Source organism: Streptomyces viridiviolaceus, from assembly GCF_014650995.1.
In the GTDB taxonomy this organism is placed as follows: domain Bacteria; phylum Actinomycetota; class Actinomycetes; order Streptomycetales; family Streptomycetaceae; genus Streptomyces; species Streptomyces viridiviolaceus.
Map to the genome: position 1 here is coordinate 189,893 of NZ_BMWA01000008.1, position 20,220 is coordinate 210,112.

At 72.7% G+C, this 20,220-nt stretch carries 17 protein-coding genes and 1 pseudogene; 11 read left to right on the top strand and 7 right to left on the bottom strand.

Annotated elements, in window-relative coordinates:
• Nucleotides 1-34: 34 nt before the first annotated feature.
• Nucleotides 35-1,189, bottom strand: coding sequence for a glycosyltransferase family 4 protein (locus IE260_RS13335; protein ID WP_189871293.1), 1,155 nt, complete (start codon nucleotides 1,187-1,189; stop codon nucleotides 35-37).
• Between the two features lie 225 nt (nucleotides 1,190-1,414).
• Nucleotides 1,415-2,401 carry a cell envelope lipid trafficking protein PgfA gene (pgfA, locus tag IE260_RS13340; RefSeq protein ID WP_189871296.1) on the bottom strand — a complete coding sequence of 329 codons (987 nt, stop codon included), beginning with the start codon at nucleotides 2,399-2,401 and terminating at the stop codon, nucleotides 1,415-1,417.
• Between the two features lie 200 nt (nucleotides 2,402-2,601).
• On the opposite strand from pgfA, the gene IE260_RS13345 reads away from it, so the two are divergent.
• From IE260_RS13345 to IE260_RS13360, 4 genes are all read left to right on the top strand, one after another.
• Entirely contained in the window at nucleotides 2,602-2,754 is a 153-nt protein-coding gene (locus IE260_RS13345; protein WP_189871298.1) for a hypothetical protein, read from the top strand.
• 93 nt (nucleotides 2,755-2,847) lie between these two features.
• Nucleotides 2,848-4,017: a PucR family transcriptional regulator gene (locus IE260_RS13350; RefSeq protein WP_229880745.1), complete on the top strand. Its 1,170-nt coding sequence runs from the start codon at nucleotides 2,848-2,850 to the stop codon at nucleotides 4,015-4,017.
• A 144-nt stretch (nucleotides 4,018-4,161) separates the two neighbouring features.
• Nucleotides 4,162-4,935, top strand: a complete 774-nt coding sequence (locus IE260_RS13355) for an IclR family transcriptional regulator (RefSeq protein WP_189871302.1) — start codon at nucleotides 4,162-4,164, stop codon at nucleotides 4,933-4,935.
• On the top strand, nucleotides 4,932-5,774 hold the full coding sequence (locus IE260_RS13360) for an SMP-30/gluconolactonase/LRE family protein (protein WP_189871303.1): 843 nt from the start codon (nucleotides 4,932-4,934) through the stop codon (nucleotides 5,772-5,774). The genes IE260_RS13355 and IE260_RS13360 overlap by 4 nt, the downstream gene beginning before the upstream one ends.
• A 65-nt stretch (nucleotides 5,775-5,839) precedes the next feature.
• On the opposite strand, the gene IE260_RS13365 is transcribed toward IE260_RS13360, so the two are convergent.
• From IE260_RS13365 to IE260_RS13375, 3 genes are read right to left on the bottom strand one after another with little or no spacing between them, the layout of a single operon-like run.
• Nucleotides 5,840-7,243, bottom strand: coding sequence for an FAD-dependent oxidoreductase (locus IE260_RS13365; RefSeq protein WP_189871305.1), 1,404 nt, complete (start codon nucleotides 7,241-7,243; stop codon nucleotides 5,840-5,842).
• The gene (locus tag IE260_RS13370; RefSeq protein ID WP_229880726.1) at nucleotides 7,240-8,478 is read right to left on the bottom strand and encodes an MAB_1171c family putative transporter; all 1,239 of its coding nucleotides are present in this window, start codon (nucleotides 8,476-8,478) and stop codon (nucleotides 7,240-7,242) included. The genes IE260_RS13365 and IE260_RS13370 overlap by 4 nt, the downstream gene beginning before the upstream one ends.
• Nucleotides 8,475-9,080, bottom strand: a complete 606-nt coding sequence (locus IE260_RS13375; RefSeq protein WP_189871307.1) for a toxin-antitoxin system, toxin component family protein — start codon at nucleotides 9,078-9,080, stop codon at nucleotides 8,475-8,477. Before IE260_RS13375 ends, IE260_RS13370 begins: the two co-directional genes overlap by 4 nt.
• Nucleotides 9,081-9,291: 211 nt before the next feature.
• On the opposite strand from IE260_RS13375, the gene IE260_RS13380 reads away from it, so the two are divergent.
• Genes IE260_RS13380 through arfA form a run of 4 tightly spaced genes read left to right on the top strand, consistent with a single transcriptional unit; the run spans nucleotide 9,292 to nucleotide 13,974 of the window.
• Complete coding sequence (locus tag IE260_RS13380) at nucleotides 9,292-10,641, top strand: extracellular solute-binding protein (RefSeq protein ID WP_189871309.1); 1,350 nt, start codon at nucleotides 9,292-9,294, stop codon at nucleotides 10,639-10,641.
• Nucleotides 10,638-11,579, top strand: a complete 942-nt coding sequence (locus IE260_RS13385) for a carbohydrate ABC transporter permease (protein ID WP_189871311.1) — start codon at nucleotides 10,638-10,640, stop codon at nucleotides 11,577-11,579. Before IE260_RS13380 ends, IE260_RS13385 begins: the two co-directional genes overlap by 4 nt.
• Nucleotides 11,576-12,436, top strand: a complete 861-nt coding sequence (locus IE260_RS13390; RefSeq protein WP_189871313.1) for a carbohydrate ABC transporter permease — start codon at nucleotides 11,576-11,578, stop codon at nucleotides 12,434-12,436. The genes IE260_RS13385 and IE260_RS13390 overlap by 4 nt, the downstream gene beginning before the upstream one ends.
• Nucleotides 12,437-12,459: 23 nt before the next feature.
• Entirely contained in the window at nucleotides 12,460-13,974 is a 1,515-nt protein-coding gene (gene arfA, locus IE260_RS13395; RefSeq protein ID WP_189871315.1) for an arabinosylfuranosidase ArfA, read from the top strand.
• Between the two features lie 2 nt (nucleotides 13,975-13,976).
• On the opposite strand, the gene IE260_RS13400 is transcribed toward arfA, so the two are convergent.
• Nucleotides 13,977-16,739, bottom strand: coding sequence for a glycoside hydrolase family 35 protein (locus IE260_RS13400; RefSeq protein WP_189871317.1), 2,763 nt, complete (start codon nucleotides 16,737-16,739; stop codon nucleotides 13,977-13,979).
• A gap of 95 nt (nucleotides 16,740-16,834) precedes the next feature.
• On the opposite strand from IE260_RS13400, the gene IE260_RS13405 reads away from it, so the two are divergent.
• From IE260_RS13405 to IE260_RS13415, 3 genes and pseudogenes are all read left to right on the top strand, one after another.
• A complete protein-coding gene (locus tag IE260_RS13405; protein ID WP_189871319.1) occupies nucleotides 16,835-17,293 on the top strand; it encodes an RrF2 family transcriptional regulator in 459 nt (152 codons plus the stop codon).
• Between the two features lie 220 nt (nucleotides 17,294-17,513).
• Entirely contained in the window at nucleotides 17,514-18,164 is a 651-nt protein-coding gene (locus IE260_RS13410; RefSeq protein WP_189871321.1) for a DUF4360 domain-containing protein, read from the top strand.
• Nucleotides 18,165-18,405: 241 nt separating this feature from the next.
• Nucleotides 18,406-18,528, top strand: a pseudogene (locus IE260_RS13415) (DUF3500 domain-containing protein); the annotation flags it as partial.
• A gap of 25 nt (nucleotides 18,529-18,553) precedes the next feature.
• On the opposite strand, the gene IE260_RS13420 reads toward IE260_RS13415, so the two are convergent.
• Nucleotides 18,554-20,113 (bottom strand): substrate-binding domain-containing protein, encoded by a 1,560-nt coding sequence (locus IE260_RS13420; RefSeq protein WP_229880728.1) that lies wholly within the window; start codon nucleotides 20,111-20,113, stop codon nucleotides 18,554-18,556.
• Between the last annotated feature and the right edge of the window lie 107 nt (nucleotides 20,114-20,220).

The window sequence follows — 20,220 nt, forward strand, 5'->3', positions numbered from 1 at the left end:
CGCGCGACCACTTCACCGACCCGGCGCACAGGCGTCACGTCCCCCAGCCCCTCACCGCCTCCATGGCCACCGCCCGGAACTGCCGCACCGTTCCGTCCCAGCGGTAGCGCGCCGCACGGTCACGCGCGGCCTTCCCCATCAGCTCCCGCCGCCGCCCGGACAGGGCCAACGTGCACCAGGCGGCGGCGAACGACGACTCACCGGGCGCGAGGACGCCGGTGACGCCGTCGGCCACGGAGTCCCTGAGGCCGGGTACGTCGAAGGCGACCGTCGGCGTTCGGCGCACCGCCGCCTCGGTCACCACCAGGCCCCAGCCCTCCACCGCCGACGGATGCAGCAGCAGCCAGGCCGCGCACAGCAGACGGTGCTTCTCCGCCTCCGTGACATGGCCGGTGAACTCGACGCCGGGGCCGGCCAGCCGCTCCAGGCGCCCGCGCTCCGGGCCGTCGCCGACGATCAGCAGCCGGCCGCCGGTGACCGGGCGCACCCGCTCCCACAGCCGCAGCAGCAGGTCGATCCGCTTGTACTCGACGAGCCTGCCCACCGCCACGAACAGCGGCTCGGGGGAGCGGTCGGCGCACGGGCCGGGCTCGGCCACGCCGTTGTGCACGACCCGGATGCGGGTCCGGGCCACGCCCATGGCGCGCAGCGCGTGCGCGGTGGACGGCGACACGGCGACCACCGGGCCGCGGTGGCGCACACCGGTCAGCGCCCAGTGCTCCAGTCTCCGGCCGATCCGCGCGGCCGGGGCCAGCGGCCCGCCGAACCGCATCCGCCACAGATCGGTGTGGACGTGGTTGACCAGGCAGAGGGTGGGGCCGCGGTGCCACAGCGGCGCCAGGTACGGCATGCCGTTGCAGACCTCGACCAGCAGGTCGGTCTCGCCGACCTGGCGGGCGAAGGCGGAGCGGGCACGCAGGAAGTGGCCGTAGGAGCCGCCCGCCGACACCACGCGGTAGTCGCGGAAGGAGGCGGGTCCGCCGCACAGCAGGGTGACCTGGTGGCCCAGCCGGGTCAGTCCGGCGGCGAGCCGGTCGACGAGCAGCTCCGAGCCGCCGGCGGACGGATTGCCCAGGTCGCGGTGGGCGAGGAAGGTGATCCGGCGCGGGTGTGGGGGGAGCGCCGGGAGGCGCTGCGGCGGTACGCCGGCGGACGCGGCACGCAGCGAGGACGGCACGTGCTGGGGCATGGGTGCTCCAACTCGGGTGAACGTGTGAGGGGCGTGGGGAGTGAAGGAGACGCGCGACACGGGACCGGCCGGTCGGCGATGACGTGCTGTGGGGGGTCTGAGCGCTTCCTGGGAGGGGGATGTGGGCAGGGTGTGCTCGGGTGGGTTGGACAGTTTTCGCCCAGCCGTTCGCCACGGCTACTCACGGACGTGACAATTTCCGGCTTTGTTGAAGCTGACGGCACATCATTTCGTGAGCGCGGTCCCGGGCGTATCGGGTGCGACGGGACGAACACGACGACTCCGCCCCCGTACCGCCGGAACGCCACCCGTCACCGCGAGGACGAATCCGGCCACAGCCGCACCGATCGGCAGCGTCTCGCCCACCAGGCGCAGCAGACCGCTGTCCCGCTTCGCCTGCCGCACCGCCTCCCGCTGTGTCGCGTCCGTGAAGGCGAGCTTCCGGCTGTCCAGCAGCACCGCCGCGTCCCGCTGACCGCCCGGCGCGCGCAGCGTCCGCCGCGGCCCGGTCTGCGCGTGAATCACCCGGCCGGTGCGCTGGTCGACGACGAGCTCGATGCCGTGGTTGGCGTACCACTCCTCGGCCGCCACCTGCGGGCGCCGCGGCTGGCCGACGATGCTGCCCGGCACCAGCCGGGTGCCGGTCCTCGCCGCCGGGACGGTGCCGGTGAAGCGGTACCCGGTGTAGCCCTGGACCTTCTCGGTGCCCCGGTAGTGGAGGACGACCGTGCCGCCGAGCGTGTTGTCCCACCAGCGGTAGGAGCGTTTCTGCACGTCGAAGGGGAACTTCAGGTACGCCTCGCCCTCGATGTACGGGTGCTCCTGGCAGCAGTGCACCGGCTCGGTGGTCGTGCGGTCCATGACCCAGCGGTGCGGGGTGAAGTCCAGGGCGTCGTGCGGGTCGGCGGCCGGCAGCGAGCCGTCGGTGTCGACCGTGGTCACCACGTCCCAGACGGCGTGCCCGCTGCGTTCGCTGTCCGCCACGTCGGCCCGCACCCGCTGGGTGACGGTGATCCGCCGGTCCGGGACGGTCTCGATCCGTTCGGTGTCGAAGACGCTGCCGGTGCCGGTGTAGACGGCGGTGGTGTCGACGTCGATCGGGTTGACCGCGGCACGCGGTGCCACGTACCAGGCGAGCATCGGCGCCAGGACCAGCAGGAACGTGCCGATACCCAGCAGGACGAGGGAAAAGGGCGAGGACGTACGGCGCATCCGGGCGCTCCAGGGTGTGAGTCGGTACGACGTCCACCCGGGCATCCCCTATGGGCCGGGAACCGTAGGCGCCTCTTGACGCGGTGTCAATGTCCTGCCGACACTGGGCGCCGACGGGCAGGGGTGGTGCACCGGGTGGGACCGCACGGCCCTTCGGGCCGGCTGTCGGACACCTTCCTGACAGAGAGGCTGACCCTGCGATGTCCAGACTGCTCGCCGCCGCGCTCACCGTCGCGCTCGCCGCGGCCCTCGCCGTGGGTGCGGCACGCGGTGTCGTCGCGCTGCTCCAGGCGACCCCCGACCAGCCCGGCACCCCACTGATCACCTACGAGCATGCGGGTCAGGGAGGCTGACCGGTGCTTCCCGAGACCGCCCGACCCGGCGGCGCGCCCGCCCGCTCGGCCTGGAACGACGTCCCCCGCTTCCAGACCCGCCGGTTCACGGCGATGGCCATGGCCGAGGCACCCGAACTCGCCGAGGAGATCCTGCGCGAGATCCGGCGCGAGTACCCCCACCTGCCCGTCGTCCTCGACGACTCCGGCGAGCCGATGGCCCTGATCGGCATCCGCCGCGCCATCGAGGTCTTCGTGCAGCACCTGGAGCACGCCCGGGACGCGTCGGGCCGCCCCACCGTGCCGCCCGGCGTCTTCCAGGCGTTCGGCCGCGGCGAGGGCCTGCACGGCCGCTCCCTGGACTCCCTCCAGGCGATCTACCGCATGGGCGTACGCCTGGCCTGGCGCAGGCTCGCCGACATCGGCCAGCGCGTCGAGATACCGCCGCCGGCCATGTACGAGCTGGTCGACGCCGGCTACGAGTACCTGGACGGCCTGGTCGACCAGTCCGTGCGCGGCTACGCCGAGGCAGCCGCCCGTCAGGCCGGGGAACGCCTGCGGCTCCAGCGCCGGCTGATGGAGCTGCTGCTCGCCGAACGCCACGGCGACGAGGCGTCCGACGCGCTGGCCGAACGCGCCGCACGGATCGGCTGGCCACTGCCGGAGACGGTCGCGGTCGGCGTGCTGCTGCGCCCGGCGCGGGAGGCGGTGGCGCCCGCGGTGGGCCAGGAGGTGCTGCTCGACCTGGAGTGCGAGCAGCCGCGGATGGTGGTGCCCGATCCGGACGCCGCCGGCCGTCCCGAGCTGGTGCACCGCGCCCTGACCGGCTGGGCCGGGGCGATCGGCCCGCCCGTGCCGCTCACCGGGGCGGCGAAGTCGCTGCGCTGGGCGGAGGCCGCCGTGGGCCTGATGGAACGCGGGCTGCTGCCCGCCGGGGAGGTGCTGTACTGCACGGAGCACACCGAGGCGCTGGTGCTGCTCCAGCCCGAGGAGCTGATCGACGACCTGGCGCTGCGCGTGCTGGCCCCGCTGTCCCACTGCGGGCCGTCCCACGGGCGACGACTTGCGGAAACGTTACTGGCGTGGCTGGAGACCCGCGGCGGGGCGCCCGAGGTGGCCGCCCGGCTCGGGGTGCACCCGCAGACCGTCCGCTACCGCCTGCGCCAGATCCGTGAACTGTGGGGCGACGAGATCGACGACCCGGACCGCCGCTTCGAGCTGGAGCTGGTCCTGCGGGCACGCCGGCTGCGGGGCATGCTGGGACAGACGCGGGAGGGGAGCTGAGCCGTCCGCCGCCTGCCGCCCGCCCATTGCCCGGCCAAACACAGTATGAGTAGCCTGTGTTCGCCATTCCGATCGCCTGTTGATATCTCGAACACCGGATATTCTGACCGCAGGCGCCTGAGACAGCTAGGGAGGGGGCCGGACATGGGACGCCTCGTACCAGCCGTGACCCGGGCTCTCGACATACTCGAGCTCTTCCTCGACGGGGACGGCACACTCTCCGCCCCCGACATCGTGCGCCGCCTCCAGCTGCCGCGCACCACCGTGCACGAACTGGTCACCACGCTCGCCGCCCGCAAGTACATCGTCCCCCTGCCCGGCCAGCCGGGACGCTACCGGCTCGGCGTACGCCCGTACCAGCTCGGCGCCCGCTACGCCGAGCACCTCGACCTCGCCGCCGAGGGCCAGCAGGTCGCCCGGACCGTCGCCGAGACCTGCGACGAGACCGTGCACGTGGCGATCCTGGAGGACACCGACGTCATCTACATCGCCAAGGTCGACTCCACCCACGCGGTGCGCATGGTCTCCGCCGCCGGGCGCAGGCTGCCCGCCCACTGCACCTCCGTCGGCAAGATGCTGCTGGCCTCCCTCCCGGAGGCGGAGCTCGCCGCCCGCGTCCCCGACGACGCCGAGCTGACCGCCATGACCCCGAACAGCATCACCGACCCGGCCGGCCTGCGCGAGGCCCTGGCCGGGATCCGGGAGCGCGGCATCGCGGTGGAGAGCCGCGAGTCCAACCCGGACGTCTCCTGCGTGGCCGCCCCGGTCCGCGACCGCACCGGACAGGTCGTCGCCGCGCTGTCGATCTCCGTGCCCATGATCCGCTGGAGCGAGGAGCGGCGCGCGGAGCTGGAGGAGCTCGCCGTCAAGGGCGCCGCCGACCTCTCCGAGCGCCTCGGCCACCGGAGCGTGACATGACGTACGAGGTGGCGGTACGCGCCGAGGCGACCCTCGGCGAGGGCCCGGCCTGGGACGCGCGGGCCGGCCGGCTGATCTGGGTCGACATCCTCGGCTGCCGGGTGCACACCTTCGACCCGGCCTCCGGACGCCGCACGGTGCGCACGACCGAGCAGCACGTGGGCGCGGCGCTGCCCCGCGCGGGCGGCGGCCTCGTCCTCAACCTGCGCGACGGGATCGGCCTGCTCGACCCCGACGGCTCCTTGCGCTGGCTGCACAGGGAACCCGTGGCGGGCCGCCGCGCCAACGACGCCGCCGTGGCCCCCGACGGCAGCCTGTGGGCCGGCACCATGCGCTACGACGAGGCGCCCGGCGGCGGCACGCTCTCCCGCGTCACCGGGGACGGCGCGGTCGAGGTCGTCCTCGACGACGTGGCGGTGAGCAACGGCACCGGCTGGAGCCCCGACGGGCGGCTGATGTACTACGTCGACTCCCCGACCCGCCGGATCGACGTCTTCGACGTCGAGGACGGGCACATCACGAACCGGCGCCCGCTGGCCGCCGTCGAGGAGGGCGCCGGCTTCCCCGACGGCCTCACCGTGGACGCCGACGGCTGCGTGTGGGTCGCCCTGTGGGACGGCGGGGCGGTGCGCCGCTACACCCCGGCGGGCGACCTGGACCGGGTGATCAGGCTCCCCGCCCCCCGCGTCACCGCCTGCGCCTTCGGCGGCGCGGGCCTGACCGACCTGTACGTCACCACGGCCCGGGTGGGCCTGACGGCACCGCATCCGGTGGCGGGCTCACTGCTGGTGGTGCCGGGCGCTGGGAAGGGGATGCCGCAGCCGTCGTTCGCGGGCTGAGGCGGGCGTCCGGCACCGGGCGGGGGCGCGGTCCGCGCCCCCGCCCGGTGCCGGACCACCGACGCCTAGGACAGTCCCGCCGCCTTGCGCTCCTGCACGGTCAGGGGCGGCCCCGCGAGCGGCGGCCTCAGCGGACCCGCCACCGCCCCCAGCACCACCGACGGAGCGAGCAGCACGGCCGCGTCCCGCTCCAGCGACGTCACGTCGGTCACCCGGCGGGCGATACGTCCGTTGCCGGTGGCGGTGAGCATGAGGCGGTCGACGTACGCGGCCAGGAGCCGGTCCTTGAGCGTGGGGCCGCCGCTGGTCGCGCCCGGGTAGAACACGTCCTGTCCGACGGCGAGGTTCCAGGCCGCGCCGATCGGGCCGGCCAGGGCCTTCTGGACGCGCCGTGCCAGATCCGGCGCCTCCCATCCGTGCCGCCGTACGACGTTCCGGAGGACCAGCGCGCTCTGCGCGCCGACCGCCATGCCGTGCCCGTAGACCGGGTTGAACGCGGCGAGCGCGTCGCCGAGGACGGTGAAGCCCTCCGGCCAGGCCGGCATCCGCTCGTAGAAGTACCGCCGGTTGACGGTGGTGCGGGTGTACGCCACGTCGCCCAGCGGCTCGGCCCGTTCCACCAACTCGCCTATGACCGGGTGCCGCAGCTCCTCGCGGGCGAAGCGGGCGAAGTCGTCGGCCGCGGGTGTCGGACGGCCGTCCCGGGTGCCGGACAGGGTGACGATCCACCGGCCGTTCTCGATGGGCAGCAGGAAACCCGCCCGGCCGGGCCCGCCGTCGCGCGGGTCGGGTTGCACGTTGACGACCGGGAAGTGCTCCCGTGCGGCCTCGGGGGCGAGGAAGAGCCGACTGGCGTAGGCCAGGCCGGGGTCGACCTCGCGCCGTCGAGGCTCCGGCAGTCCGAGGGCGGTCAGCCAGTGCGCGGCCCGTGAGCCGCGGCCCGAGGCGTCGACGACCAGGTCGGCGGCGAGGGTCCGTTCCCGGCCGCCCTGCGGCCGGATCGTCACGCCGGTGACGGCGGCGGCGGTTCCCGTGAGGCCGACCGCCTCGGCCCGCTGGACGACCTCGACCCGCTCGTCCGCGAGGACCCGGGCCCGGATCGTCGCGTCCAGCAGATCGCGTCCGGCCAGGATCACGTGGTGGGACTCGGCCCAGCGCCGGAACCAGCCACGGGAGCCCATGACGACCATGTCGGTCGTGACCGGCAGCCGGTTGGCCCCGGCACCCCGGAGCGCCGCGGTCGTTCCCGGCAGCAGCTCCTCCACCGCCCGCACCCCGCCCGACCACAGCATGTGGGCGTGCCGTGCCTGCGGCAGTCCTCTGCGGGGCTCGGGGCCGGCGGGCAGGGCGTCGCGCTCGACGACGACGACACGGTCGGCGACCTGGGCCAGGGCTCCGGCCGCGAGCATGCCGGTGTGGGATCCCCCCAGGACGACGACCGTTCTGGCGGGGGTGGTGCGTTCGCTCATGCGAGGGTGTTCTCTCTGCCGGAGGAGGTCGCCAGGGCGCGCACCGCCTCGATGTCTTGGCGCCGGCGCAGGGCCCGGGACACGGCCTGGATCTCCTGCAACAGGTACGCGGTCTCGGGCCCCGAGGGCGAGGCCGCGCTGTCCGTCTCGGGTGACCGCTCCCGGGCGGCGACGGCGTCCAGGATCGTGACGGCGGCGGCCAGGGCCTTCGCCCGGTCCGGCTCGCGGCCCAGGCCGAGGGCGGCCACGTACGACCGCTCGCGCAGATCCTCGTCCAGGTGGCGGGAGAGCTGGAGCAGCGCGTCGCGGATGAACGTCTCGCGGCGGATCAGGCGCAGTTCCGCGGTGGCCCGCGGGGTGAAGGGAGCGCGGCCGCCGTTCACCGCGCGCGTCAGCAGGTAGAGGGGCCGCAGGCGCCAGTGGCCCAGCCGGAGGCGCCAGCGTTCCTGCAAGTACTGTCCGGCATGCGGGAGGATGAAGCCCACCGCGACGAGGGTGGCCGACACGCAGGCGGCCGACGGTGCCACGTCGGTGCTCAGCCGGTCCAGATCGTGCCCGGTCAGTCTGGCGACGACGGCGGTGAGCTTGGCCGCGTCGAAGAGCAGGTTCGTCGCGTAGCCGACCCCCAGGAACCTCAGTCCCCAGCGGAGCCAGGCGTCCAGGCCGTCGGTGCGGACCCAGTTCCAGATCAGCCAGGCAGTGATCGAGCAGGCCACGGTGTGCGCGAGCAGGTAGAGCAGGATCTCCTCGCGCATGAACGGCGTGGTGGCGTAGTACGTGTCCAGGTCCCGGCGGCGTTCCACGGGCACGTCCGCGAGGGCGAACAGCGCCCACAGGGCGACGACCACACCCGCGTAGGCGAAGACGACCCAGCGGGCCGCGCGGCGCGTGGCGGCCGTGCGGTCGGACAGACCGTTGCGCCAGGCCACGATCAGGAGCAGCCACGATGCGCACAGCGCGGTGATGAGGGAGTACACCAGCGGGGCGGCGATGTTCGGCACGCCGGTGACGCGGTTGGTCCAGCCGATGACCGACGGGGACGCGAAGACGAAGACGGCGCAGGCGAACAGCAGCAGCCCGCCCACCGCCCGCAGCATCGGGTCCCGCCACATCTTCACGAGGCTGGGCAGCTTGATGACCAGGGCGATGGTCAGGGCGGCGATCGGCAGCCAGAAGGAGACGGAGATGCCGCCGATGGTGTCGGAGGCGTCCAGCGCCAGAAGTCCGTGGCTCACCGCGCTCCGGTCCCCCTCCCGAGGTAGCCCATGGACCGCTGCACGGGTCCGGGCGCCCGTTCGGCGCCGCGGCTCGTGAGGGAGGGCAGGAACGCCGCGGCCAACCGGTGTCCGAAGTTGTCGGCGTCGGCCTCCTCCACTTCGCGGGAGCCGTTGCGGGCGGCCACGGCGAGCGCGCTGTCCCGCCAGCCGGGTTCGCCGGTCAGGGCGCGGGCCGCCGCCGTTCCGGCCCCGCGGTGGTGACCGTGCCCGGCGTGCATGTGCCACAACTCGTGCCCGAGGATGACCAGTTGCTGGACGGCCTCCGCCCGCTCCTCGACGATGACCAGGTCGCGGTCGTGGAACTCCACCCACAGACCGGTCACTTCGATCTCGTCGGGGAACCGCTCGAAGCGCAGTTCAACGGGACGCCCGCCGCGGCGCGCGCCCATCTCCTCGCACAGTGCGTGGCACAGCGAACGGACGTCCTGCGGGCGTCCGGGGCGGGCGTGGACCGCGGTGGCGAGTTCGGCGGCCAGACAGCGCATGGCGGCGTTGCGCCGCGGTCGCCGGAGCGCCATGACGATCCGGGTCGCCGTCCGGCGCCTGGCCGCGCTGTCCATCGCTCCCCCTTCTCACCGCCCGTCTGCGGCGTTCCGAGGGTACGCGCCCGCAAGTGTCCGCGTCATGCGATCCCGTGACCGTGGTTCAACCAAGAACGATCACCCCCGCTCGAAAGTCGTGCGCAACCCATTGACGTCGAAGTGCTTCGAATCTACGGTCCCGTTCGAAGTTACGGTCAGTAGTCGAAATATCGAACAGTAGGGGCAGGGCATGGGACGACCTGGCCTGGATCGCAGGCAACTGCTCACCGCACTGGGAGGGTTGACGGTCGCTGGCAGCTTCGGCTTCGCGGCCCTCGGGACCGGTGCCGACGCGCTCGCCTCCGGCGCGGACACCCGCGTGCGCTACTGGAACCTCTTCAGCGGCGGCGACGGCTACAACATGATCGCGATGCTGGACGCCTTCCGCAGGGACAACCCCGGCGTCGACGTGAAGGACTCCACCCTCCAGTGGGGCAATCCGTACTACACGAAGCTCGCGATGGCCGCCGCGGGCAACCGCGCGCCGGACCTCGCCGTGATGCACCTGGGCCGGGTCACCGGCTTCTCGCCCGGGCGTCTGCTGGACCCTTGGGACGTGGACCTGCTCGCCGAGCACGGGGTGCGGGAGGAGGACTTCAACCCCGCGCTGTGGAAGCGAGCCGTCATCGACGGCCGCCTCTACGCCCTGCCCCTGGACATCCACGTCCAGCTCTGCTTCTACCGCAAGGACGTGCTGAAGAAGGCGGGCCTGCTCGGGGTCGACGGCCGGATGGTCCCGGTGACCTCCACCGGGGAGTGGTTCGACGTCCTGAAGGAGGCCAGGAAGGCCACCAAGAAGGGGCTGCAGACACTCGGCCTGCACGTCAACGACCTCAACATCCAGTGGTGGATGTTCGTCGCCTTCTACACCCAGCTCGGCGGCACCTGGTTCGACGCGGGCAACACCGAGGTCACCTTCGACACCGACAAGGCCACCGAGGTCCTGGAGTTCCTGCGCCGGCACATCACCGACGGCCACACCATCGCGGGTGCCGCCGACGCCGAACAGTTCGTCAACGGAGCGCCGTTCACCCTGGAGGGCAACTGGTCGGTGCCGGTCTTCGACACCGCGAAGCTGGACTACGGCGCCACCCCGCTGCCGCCCGTCTTCGGGGAACAGGCCACCCACGCCGAGTCCCACGCCTTCGTCCTGCCGCACCAGTCCGGCCGAGGCGGCGCCGGCAACGAGGCCGCCCACCGGCTCGCCGCCTACATCGTGAGGCACGCCCGGCAGTGGGCGGGCGGCGGGCACATCCCCGCGTACACGCCGACCCTGTCCTCCGCCGCGTACAAGAAGCTCCGGCCGCAGAGCGAGTACGTGTCGGCCATGGACCACCAGGCCACCGAGCCGAAGGTGTGGTTCGCAGGCTCCACCGGCCTGCTCGCCCAGCGCACCGGGCCGATCGTGATGGCCTCCACGGCTGGCTCCGCCAAGCCGGAGGCCGCCGCCCGCCGCATGAAGGGCGCCATGGCCCACCTGCTCGCCATGAAGAACCCGATGGACGGCAGGACCGCCGCCGAGGGAGGTGCGGTCGCATGACGACGACCAGTGCCGAGACCGTCATCGCGCCGGCGCCCGCGAAGGCAGCCACCACCAGCGCCACCGTCCGCCGCCGGCAGGGCCTCCAGCACGGAGGATGGTTCGTCGCCCCGTTCCTGGTGCTGTTCGCCCTGTTCGTCGTCTGGCCCCTGCTGCGCGGCCTCTGGCTCAGCTTCACCGACGCCAACATCTCCGGCGACGACGCGCACTTCGTCGGCCTCGACAACTACCGCGAGGCCCTGCGCGACGACCTGATGTGGGACTCGCTGGGCCACAGCGCCTGGTTCACGCTGCTCGTCGTTCCCTGCATCACGGTCCTCGCCTTCCTGCTGGCGATGCTCGCCCACCACATCGAACGCGGCACATGGCTGTGGCGGCTGTGCTTCTTCATGCCGTTCCTGCTGCCGTCCACCGTGGCGGGGAACCTGTGGCAGTGGCTGTTCAACCCCGGCACCGGCATGGTCAACCACGTCTTCGGCATCGAGACGCCCTGGCTGTCCGACAAGTCGTACGCGATGCTCGCCGTGGTCGTCTGCACCCTGTGGTGGACGGTCGGCTTCAGCTTCCTGCTCTACCTCGCCGCCCTCCAGGGCATCCCCGCCCACCTGTACGAGGCCGCCAAGCTGGACGGGGCGAACGCCTGGCACCGCATGCTCCACATCACGCTGCCGATGCTCCGCAACATCACGGGCCTGGTGATCGCCCTGCAGATCCTCGCCTCGCTCCAGGTCTTCGACCAGGCCGTCGTCATGATGGACTTCGGCCCCGGCCCCGAGGACTCCACCCGCACCTTCGTGCAGTTCACCCTCGAAGAGGGCTTCACCGCCTACCGCGTGGGCTACGCCTCCGCGATCTCCATCATCTTCTTCGTGCTCATCGCGGCCGTCGCGCTCGCGCGCATGTGGCTGCTGCGCAACCGTGAGGAGGGCGGCCGATGACCACCGCCGCACAGGTACCCAAGGCGCCGCGCAGGCCGTGGACGCCGGGCCAGATCGTGCTCACCCTCCTCGGCACGGCCGTCTCCGCGGTGATCCTGTCGCCGCTCGCCTGGGCGCTGTTCACCTCCCTGAAGTCGGAGACCGAGGCCGTCGAGGTGCCCCCGCACTGGCTGCCCGAGGAGTGGACCGGCCAGGCGTGGTCGGCCATGTTCGAGAACGGCAACATCACCGACTGGTTCGTGAACTCCCTCGTCGTGTCCGTGTGCGTGACGGCCGTCGTCCTGCTGGTCAGCGCGCTGGCCGGATACGGCTTCGCCCGCACCGAGTTCCGCGGCAAGGGCGCCCTGATGGGCGTGGTGATGGCGGGCCTCATGATCTCCCCGGCCGTGCTCGGCGTCCCCCTGTTCACCACCGTCCAGCAGATGGGCATGGTCGACACCTACTGGGGCATGATCCTGCCGCAGTGCGCGCCCGCCGCGATGGTCTACATCCTCTACAAGTTCTTCCAGGGCGTCCCGCGCGAACTGGAGGAGGCCGCCTTCATCGACGGCGCGGGCCGCTGGCGGGTCTTCTTCACGGTCATCCTGCCGCTGTCGCGCCCCTCGCTCGCGGCCGTCGGCATCTTCACCTTCATCAGCTCCTGGAACAACTTCCTGTGGCCCTACATGGTCACCAACAACCCCGACCTGATGACCATGCCGAACGGCATCGCGACCGTCATGAACTCCTACGGCATCCAGTGGGCCCAGCTCATGGCCGGCGGCCTCATGGCGGGCCTGCCCCTGATCGTCGTCTTCGTCTTCTTCCAGCGCCAGATCGTGGCGGGTGTCGCGCACACCGGCCTCGCCGGCCAGTGACTCCCTACCCCCGAAAGGACTCCATGCGTACCGCCCGCTTCACCCTCGACCCCGCCTTCACCGTCGGCGACGTCGACCCGCGCCTCTTCGGGTCCTTCGTCGAACACCTCGGCCGCTGCGTCTACACCGGCATCCACGAACCCGGCCACCCCACCGCCGACGAGGCCGGCCTGCGCCGGGACGTCCTGGAGCTGGTCCGCGAACTCGGCGTGACCGCCATCCGCTACCCGGGCGGCAACTTCGTCTCCGGCTACAAGTGGGAGGACTCCGTCGGACCCGTCGAGGACCGCCCCCGCCGCCTCGACCTCGCCTGGCACTCCACCGAGACCAACCGCTTCGGCCTCTCCGAGTACATCGCCTTCCTGAGGAAGGTCGGTCCGCAGGCCGAGCCCATGATGGCCGTCAACCTCGGCACGCGCGGCGTCGCCGAGGCCCTCGAGCTCCAGGAGTACGCCAACCACCCGGCGGGCACCGCGCTGTCGGACCTGCGCGCCGCGCACGGCGACAAGGACCCCTTCGGGATCAGGCTCTGGTGCCTGGGCAACGAGATGGACGGCCCCTGGCAGACCGGCCACAAGACCGCCGAGGAGTACGGCCGCCTCGCCGCCGAGACCGCCCGCGCCATGCGCCAGCAGGATCCCGGCGTCGAACTGGTCGCCTGCGGCTCCTCCGGCCAGTCCATGCCGACCTTCGCCGAGTGGGAGGCGAAGGTGCTGGCCGAGACGTACGACCTGGTCGACTACATCTCGCTGCACGCCTACTACGAGCCGGTCGACGGCGACGTGGACTCCTTCCTCGCCTCCGCCGTCGACATGGAGTCCTTCATCGAGAACGTGGTCGCCACCTGCGACCACGTGGGCGCGCGGCTGAAGTCCGAGAAGAAGATCAACCTCTCCTTCGACGAGTGGAACGTCTGGTACCTCTCCCGCTGGCAGGAACAGGCGACCACGTTCGCCCAGGACGACTGGCCCGAGGCTCCGCGCCTGCTGGAGGACAACTACAGCGTCACCGACGCGGTGGTCTTCGGCTCCCTCCTCATCGCCCTGCTGCGGCACGCCGACCGCGTCACCGTCGCCTGCCTCGCCCAGCTCGTCAACGTCATCGCCCCGATCATGACCGAGCCGGGCGGCCCGGCCTGGCGGCAGACGACGTTCTTCCCCTTCGCGCAGGCCTCGAAGTACGGCCGCGGCGAGGTCCTCGACGTCCGCGTGGACTCACCCACGTACGAGACGAAGAAGTACGGCGAGGCCGACCTGCTGCACGCCACCGCCGTGCGCGCCGAGGACGGCTCCGTCACCGTCTTCGCCGTCAACCGCTCCCGCACCGAGCCGCTGCCGCTCGACGTCGCCCTGAGCGGCCTCGGCCCGACCGAGGTCGTCGAGCACAGCGTCCTCGCGGACGCCGACCCCGACGCCCGCAACACCCTCGCCGAGCCCGAGCGGGTCGTCCCGCACCCGGCGCAGGGCACGGCCCTCGAGGACGGCAGGCTGACCGCCGTCCTGGAGCCGCTGTCCTGGAACGTGATCCGGCTGCGCTGAGGTCACCGGCGGCCGGGGGAGGCGACCGGTTCCACCGGCACCCCTCCGGCCGCCGCGCCCAGCAGCGTCAGCCGCACCGTCCCCGGCCCCGACGCCGTGCCGCCGTCGGCCAGCACCGCCAGGGCCAGGGTGTTGTCGGCGGCGCGGGTGCGCAGGATGCCGTTCGGCAGGACGAAGGTGTGCTGCGGCGCGTCCGCGTCGTTGACGTACTGGCCCATGTTCCAGCCGTTCAGGAAGACCTGGACGCGGTAGGCGCGGGCCGGGTCGTCGTCGAGGACGAGCCCGATCGAGGCGTCGACGTCCGGCGGGACGTCCAGCCGGAAGCCGGTCCGGTACCAGGTCACGCCCTGCCGCCGGTCCGCCCGCGGGAACGACGTGGACTCCCAGCCGGCGTCGTCGTACCCGGGCAGATGCCAGCCCCACCGCTCGCCGTACAGCCCGCCGTTGTTGAGCGGCCCGCGCACCGGATCGGGCGCGGCCTGCCCCCGCAGCCGCCAGCGCACCTCGGGCGCCGCCCCCTCGAAGGCGGCGGACGTCAGCCCGCGCGCCGCCTTGTGGGTGTCGCGCATGCCGGCGTCCTGGTCGTGCTGCGTCCGCCGGACGAGGACGGACAGGACCGGACGGTCACCGGCACCCGGCCGCTCGCGCAGCCTCGTCCGCAACCGCTCCGGCACCCGGAAGCGGGCCTCGGCCGTCCACGTGCCCTGCCCCGCCGCCCCGCCCCCGTCCGGCGCCGGCATCCGGTGCGTGCCCAGCGGCTCGCCGTCCAGCCAGGCCATCAGCAGCCCCTGGGCACCGGTGCTGTAGGCGAGGGACACCGCCTCCAGGCCCGAGGCTCCGGTCAGGTGCCCCCGGTACCAGACGTCGCCGTAGTGGAAGCCGTAGTCGTCGGCGAAGAGGACGGGCCGCCCGTCGGGCACGGGGGTCGTGCTGTGCGACGCCGTACGGTCGGCGACCGCCCACCCGGAGTCGTCGTAGCCCGGTTCGGACTCCGGGTTCTCGGTCCGCCGCCGCCAGCCGTCCAGCGCGGGCAGCACCAGCTCGGGCACCCCGGGCAGCGGCCAGTCGCTCAGCAGGCTTCCGGCCCGGCTGACCGTCGTGCTCACCGCGTCGCCGTTCCAGGTGACGTCCGTGATGCCGCGCGGCCCCCACACCTCCAGCCCGGTCTCCTCGACCGTGTCACCGGTGAGCCGCACGGTGGAGCCGCTGAGGGAGACGTCCCGCAGCAGCGCCGGGCCGTGGACGAGGACCTTGCCCGACGGGGTCTCGTACGGCCACAGCCGCAGCGACGTGGCGTCGTCGGCGAAGAGCAGCAGCAGCTCCCGGTCGGAACCCGGGCCCCGGACCCGGACCCGGGTCAGCCCGTCCACCCCGAGCGGCACCGTCACGTGCAGCTTGCCGCGGTCGTAGGCCCAGGCGGCCTCCTCGTCCAGCCGGGTGGGCCACGGCTCGCTCGGGCAGTCCAGCACGACGTGAGCCGTCTCGCCGGCCCGGCCCGTGAACACGGCGACGTCCCGCCGTCCGACGCTCAGCAGCATCATGGGCTGCACGGTGGCGTGGGCCAGCTTCCGCCCGCCGCCCAGGTCGAGGCCGGTGGCGAGCAGCCGGGCGTCCCGGGCCGGGAGGGTGACCGGCACGTCGGTCCCGTCCATCGGCAGCGTCGAGGACACCTCCTCGGCGGAGTCGTTGCGCAGGACGTACACGTGGCTGCCGGTGTCCGGATTGGTCAGGTGCCGCACCCGGATCCTGGCGTCCGAGGCCCTGACCCCCGCCGCCCGCTCCAGCCTGGCGAGGTCGGGCACATGGCGCAGCAACTGCCCGAGCTGGTGCAGCGGCGCCAGAGCGGCCGTCGGGTTGCGCCCCTCCCCGATCGCCGCCCCGGAGCCGTACGAGGCCGTGGGCGCGGACGGCGCGGCCAGCCAGCCCCACGAGGTGCCGCCGAACGCCATGTGGACGTTGTGCAGCGTGACCCCGTCCGCGAGCCGGGCCAGATGCGCCCGCCGCTCCTCGGCCTCCGTGCGCGCCCCGCGGACCTCCCCCCAGACGACCGGGGAGTCGCCGTGGAGGACGGGTACGTCGATGCCGTCCGCGCGGACCTTCTCGTACACGTGGGACAGATCCGCGCGGCGGGGCGCGTCGACCCGGTAGAGCAGGACCGTGCCGGTGCCCTTGGTGTACAGGTGCCGGGCGGCGATGGCGTCGACGCGGGTCAGCCACTCGTCGGCGTGCCGCAGATACGCCGGGTCCGTCGTCCGGGCCCGGCCCCCAGCCGCCGTCAGCCAGCCCGGGAGGCCGCCCGCGTCGACGTCCGCGCCGATGTACGGGCCGGGCCGCAGGATCACGTACAGGCCGGTCTCCGCGGCCGTACGCAGGAACAGGTCCAGGTCGCGGACGCCGGTGAAGTCGTAGCGGCCGGGCGCGGGGGAGTGGTGGTTCCAGGCGACGGGCACGCTGACCGCGTTGTAGCCGTGCGCGCGCATCTTCTGCAGCACGTCCCGCCACAGCGACGGGCTCGGCAGCCGGAAGGGGTGCAGCTCCCCGGACCACAGCACCAGGCGTCTGCCGTCGACCAGCGGCGAGTACCGGTCGAAACCGACCCGGTGCGGCACCCCGTCGGCACCCGGCGGCCCGGGCGGCGGGCCGGTGGGGACGGTACGGGGCGCGCCGGACCCGGCCGCCGCGCCGCTGCCGCCGAGGGCGAGACCGAGGACGGTGGTGCCGGCGAGGGCGCTGAACGCTCGTCTGCTGAGCCTGCTGAGCTCCAAGGGAGCCTCTCCTGTTGCCTGTTCTTCCGGTGCTGCCGCGTGCGCTGGGCCGCCTGTGCCGGGTCATTGTCCCAGCGGACCTCACAATGGTTCGTATGAGGATCTCGGCACGGGCGGACTACGCGGTGCGGGCGGTGCTGGAACTCGCCGTCCAGCAGGGCGACTGCCCGGTGAAGGCGGAGGCAGTGGCCACCGCCCAGGACATTCCGTACAAGTTTTTGGAGGGTATCCTCGGCGACCTCCGGCGCGGCGGCGTCGTCGAGAGCCGGCGTGGCGGGGGCGGCGGCTTCCGGCTGGCGCGCGAGGCGTCGGCGATCACGGTGGCGGACGTGATCCGGGCGGTGGACGGCCCGATCGTCTCCGTGCGGGGCGAGCGGCCGACCGGCCTGTCCTACACCGGCACGGCACAACCACTCCTGCCCCTGTGGATCGCGCTGCGCGCCAATGTGCGTCGGATCCTGGAGGGCGTGACGATCGCGGACCTCGCGGCGGACGCGCTGCCGGATCCCGTGCGGGAGCTGGCGACGGAGCCGGCGGCCTGGGAGAACCCCTAGCGGGTCGTACCGGCGGGCGGCGGCCGGATCCCGACCCGGCGCGGTGAATGGCCGGACAGCGACCTGTCCGGGCCCGCGCGGCCGTGCGTACGATGCGACCGCTCCCGGTCTTCACGGGTCCTTCATGATTCCGTCACGACCGGGGTGACCGCGCCCTGATTGACATGTCCATGACTTCATGGTGCGACACTCCACCCCCCACCGAACCGATGGGAGAACCATGGCCACCGGCCTGCTCCTGAGCGGCACGATCGCCGCGCTCCTCACCTCCGCGCTGCCCGCGCAGCACCCGTCCGACGGGATCGTCGACCCGCCCCCGGACAGGATCGTCATCAAGATCGCCACGGTGAACGGCTCCGGCTGCCCGCAGGGCACGGCGGCCGTGGCCGTCTCCGAGGACAACACCGCCTTCACGGTGACCTACAGCGACTACCTCGCCCAGGCGGGCGGGGACTCCGACCCCACGGCGTTCCGCAAGAACTGCCAGCTCAACCTGGTCGTCCACGTCCCGCAGGGCTTCACGTACGCCGTCGCCGGCGCCGACTACCGCGGCTTCGCCGCCCTCCAGCCCGGCGCGAAGGGCACACAGCGGGCCTCGTACTACTTCCAGGGCTCCCCGAACACCGAGTACCGGACCCACCCGTTCAGCGGCCCCCACCACGACAACTGGCAGGCCACCGACAGCACCGAATGGGCCCAACTGGTCTGGGCCCCCTGCGGAGTCCAGCGCAACTTCAACATCAACACCGAACTGCGGGTGGCCGCGGGGACGTCGGCACCCGACAAGGTGAGCTTCATGACGATGGACTCCACGGACGGGGACATCAGCACGGTGTACCACCTGGCGTGGAAGGAGTGCCCGAGGCCCTGAGTCCGAGGTCGCGCCGGCTACGCCGGGAGGCCGGCCCGCCGGGGACGGCCGTCCCCGGCGGGGGCCCTCAGCGGCCGCTGACAGGTGCATCTCAGGCCCCGCCCAGGTGTGTCGTGCAGCGTGACGTGCATGCACGGACACCGACCACGCACCCCCGAGACCGAACGCACCCGTCGCTGGTTCTCCCGGCGGGGCCCCGAGCGGCATGCCGAGCGGTCAGCCGAGCGGCGCTCCCAGCGGCGGACCGGGCGGTGGCATGGGCGGCACCCCCACCCAGCAGCACGTCCACACCGTCATCCGCACGCCCAACGGCAACGACTACGGCGTGGACCTGCTCAAGCTGCACCTGGAGTCCGACCACTGACCCGGACCACCGCGGCCCGCGCCGGTCACGCCCCGCTCGGCCGGCACAGCAGCGGCTTGGCCAGCTCCGAGCAGGGGCGATGTCCCTGGGAGCGGAGGATGTCCTTGCCGACCTCGTCGGAGAGGTAGCGCAGGAATCCCGCGGCGATCGAGTCCGCCGGCGGTTCGCCGTAGGTGTAGGCGATCTCCGTCTGCCAGTACGGGTACGCCCCCTCGTCAGCGCCCTCCAGGGTGGCCGGGTAGCCGTCGATGCGGACCTGCTGGACGTCGCCGTGCGCGGCGGCGGCGCCGACCTCGCTGTGCCCCAGGGCGCCCGGGGTCGACGCCACCGTGTCGAGCAGCGTCTGGGTGTCACCGGCCTCGCAGCGGCCCGGCCGGTCCCCGTCCAGCCCCGCGCAGTCGGCCGTGGTGACCGCCGGGAGGGACCGGCCGCCGAGGACCTGCCGTTCGAGCGTGGTCCGGGTGCCCGAGCCGGGGTTCCGGCTGACGAGATGGATGGGCACGTCGTTGCCCTTCACCTGGCTCCAGTTGGTGATGGTCCCGGCGTAGATGTCCCGGACCTGCTTCAGGGACAGGTCCCGGACCCCGGCGTCCTCGTTCACGACCAGGGTGAACAGGGACAGGGCGACGGGCCTGGGCAGCAGCTGGGGGCGGCCCTCGGACTTCGGCCCGTCGCTGAACGACAGCCTGTTCCCGAGGCCCCGTGCTCCCGCGAGTCCGGCGTCGGCGCCGGTGGCGGCCAGGGAGTCCAGCCCGGCGACACTGCCCTTGAAGGAGGTGGCGGTGAGCGGGATACGGGCGTCCGGGCAGGTCCTCTCGTACTGCTTCGCGGCCTCCCGCAGCACCGGCGCGAAGGCCGTGGAGCCCGACAGGTGCAGTGTGCCGCCGGCGCAGTCCAGCGGCGCGGCGGTGGCGTCGTCCCCGGCGAACGTGAACGCGGACTGGGCGGCGCTCACCAGGATGAGGGAGGCGAGCAGCCAGCGGACCTGCCGCGAGGCGAACGGGTAGTACGCGGTCTTCTTGATGCGCCCGCCGCGTACACCGCCGACCACCCCTGCGGTGACCTCCGGTTCGGGGAACTCGGGGTCGGTGAAGCCCTCCTCACGGTCCAGAACCGCCAGGACCTTGTAATGGGCCCTGCGATTCAGGATCACCTTGGGCAGTTTGATGACCCTGCCCGTGGTCTCGAAACCGTCGGCTCCCGGCACGAAGAAGGTGGGCGGCACCATGGGGCTGCGCTCCGTCACGGTCATGCCGACCACGCGGCGGCCGGGGAAGGCGATGCGTATGCCCACGGGGTCGTTGACGGGAGCGACGTAGTCGCCGTCGACGATGGGGCTCCAGCCGACGTTCTCGATCCGCAGCAGGACGACCGAGGGATCGCGCAGGTTCGTACCGTCCCACTGCATCCGCTGGAGCACCGTCGTCTCGGGCGCGGAGGCGGCCGAGTCCCGGAGGTTGGTGTCCAACTGCACGCGATAGCCGAGCCGTTTGCGGCCCGCCAGGACGAACTCCCACATGGCCGCGACCACGGGTACGGCCAGACCCAGGACGGCGACCAGGGACTCCCACGACAGACTCGGCACGTCCGGCTCCCGATCAGGACAGAGACATGGGAGGCCATGGTGGCGGCAGGGCGGCGGGGGAAGCCGGTGATGTACTGAGTCTCCCGCTCGAGTTCATGGACAGGTCA

Bases quoted from the DNA above. Each gene is read 5' to 3' on its own strand.
- IE260_RS13365 (WP_189871305.1), bottom strand. From the start codon at position 7,243: ATGAGCGAACGCACCACCCCCGCCAGAACGGTCGTCGTCCTGGGGGGA.
- IE260_RS13335 (WP_189871293.1), bottom strand. From the start codon at position 1,189: ATGCCCCAGCACGTGCCGTCCTCGCTGCGTGCCGCGTCCGCCGGCGTA.
- IE260_RS13375 (WP_189871307.1), bottom strand. From the start codon at position 9,080: ATGGACAGCGCGGCCAGGCGCCGGACGGCGACCCGGATCGTCATGGCG.
- IE260_RS13390 (WP_189871313.1), top strand. From the start codon at position 11,576: ATGACCACCGCCGCACAGGTACCCAAGGCGCCGCGCAGGCCGTGGACG.
- pgfA (WP_189871296.1), bottom strand. From the start codon at position 2,401: ATGCGCCGTACGTCCTCGCCCTTTTCCCTCGTCCTGCTGGGTATCGGC.
- IE260_RS13345 (WP_189871298.1), top strand. From the start codon at position 2,602: ATGTCCAGACTGCTCGCCGCCGCGCTCACCGTCGCGCTCGCCGCGGCC.
- IE260_RS13405 (WP_189871319.1), top strand. From the start codon at position 16,835: ATGAGGATCTCGGCACGGGCGGACTACGCGGTGCGGGCGGTGCTGGAA.
- arfA (WP_189871315.1), top strand. From the start codon at position 12,460: ATGCGTACCGCCCGCTTCACCCTCGACCCCGCCTTCACCGTCGGCGAC.
- IE260_RS13410 (WP_189871321.1), top strand. From the start codon at position 17,514: ATGGCCACCGGCCTGCTCCTGAGCGGCACGATCGCCGCGCTCCTCACC.
- IE260_RS13360 (WP_189871303.1), top strand. From the start codon at position 4,932: ATGACGTACGAGGTGGCGGTACGCGCCGAGGCGACCCTCGGCGAGGGC.
- IE260_RS13350 (WP_229880745.1), top strand. From the start codon at position 2,848: ATGGCCATGGCCGAGGCACCCGAACTCGCCGAGGAGATCCTGCGCGAG.
- IE260_RS13385 (WP_189871311.1), top strand. From the start codon at position 10,638: ATGACGACGACCAGTGCCGAGACCGTCATCGCGCCGGCGCCCGCGAAG.
- IE260_RS13355 (WP_189871302.1), top strand. From the start codon at position 4,162: ATGGGACGCCTCGTACCAGCCGTGACCCGGGCTCTCGACATACTCGAG.
- IE260_RS13380 (WP_189871309.1), top strand. From the start codon at position 9,292: ATGGGACGACCTGGCCTGGATCGCAGGCAACTGCTCACCGCACTGGGA.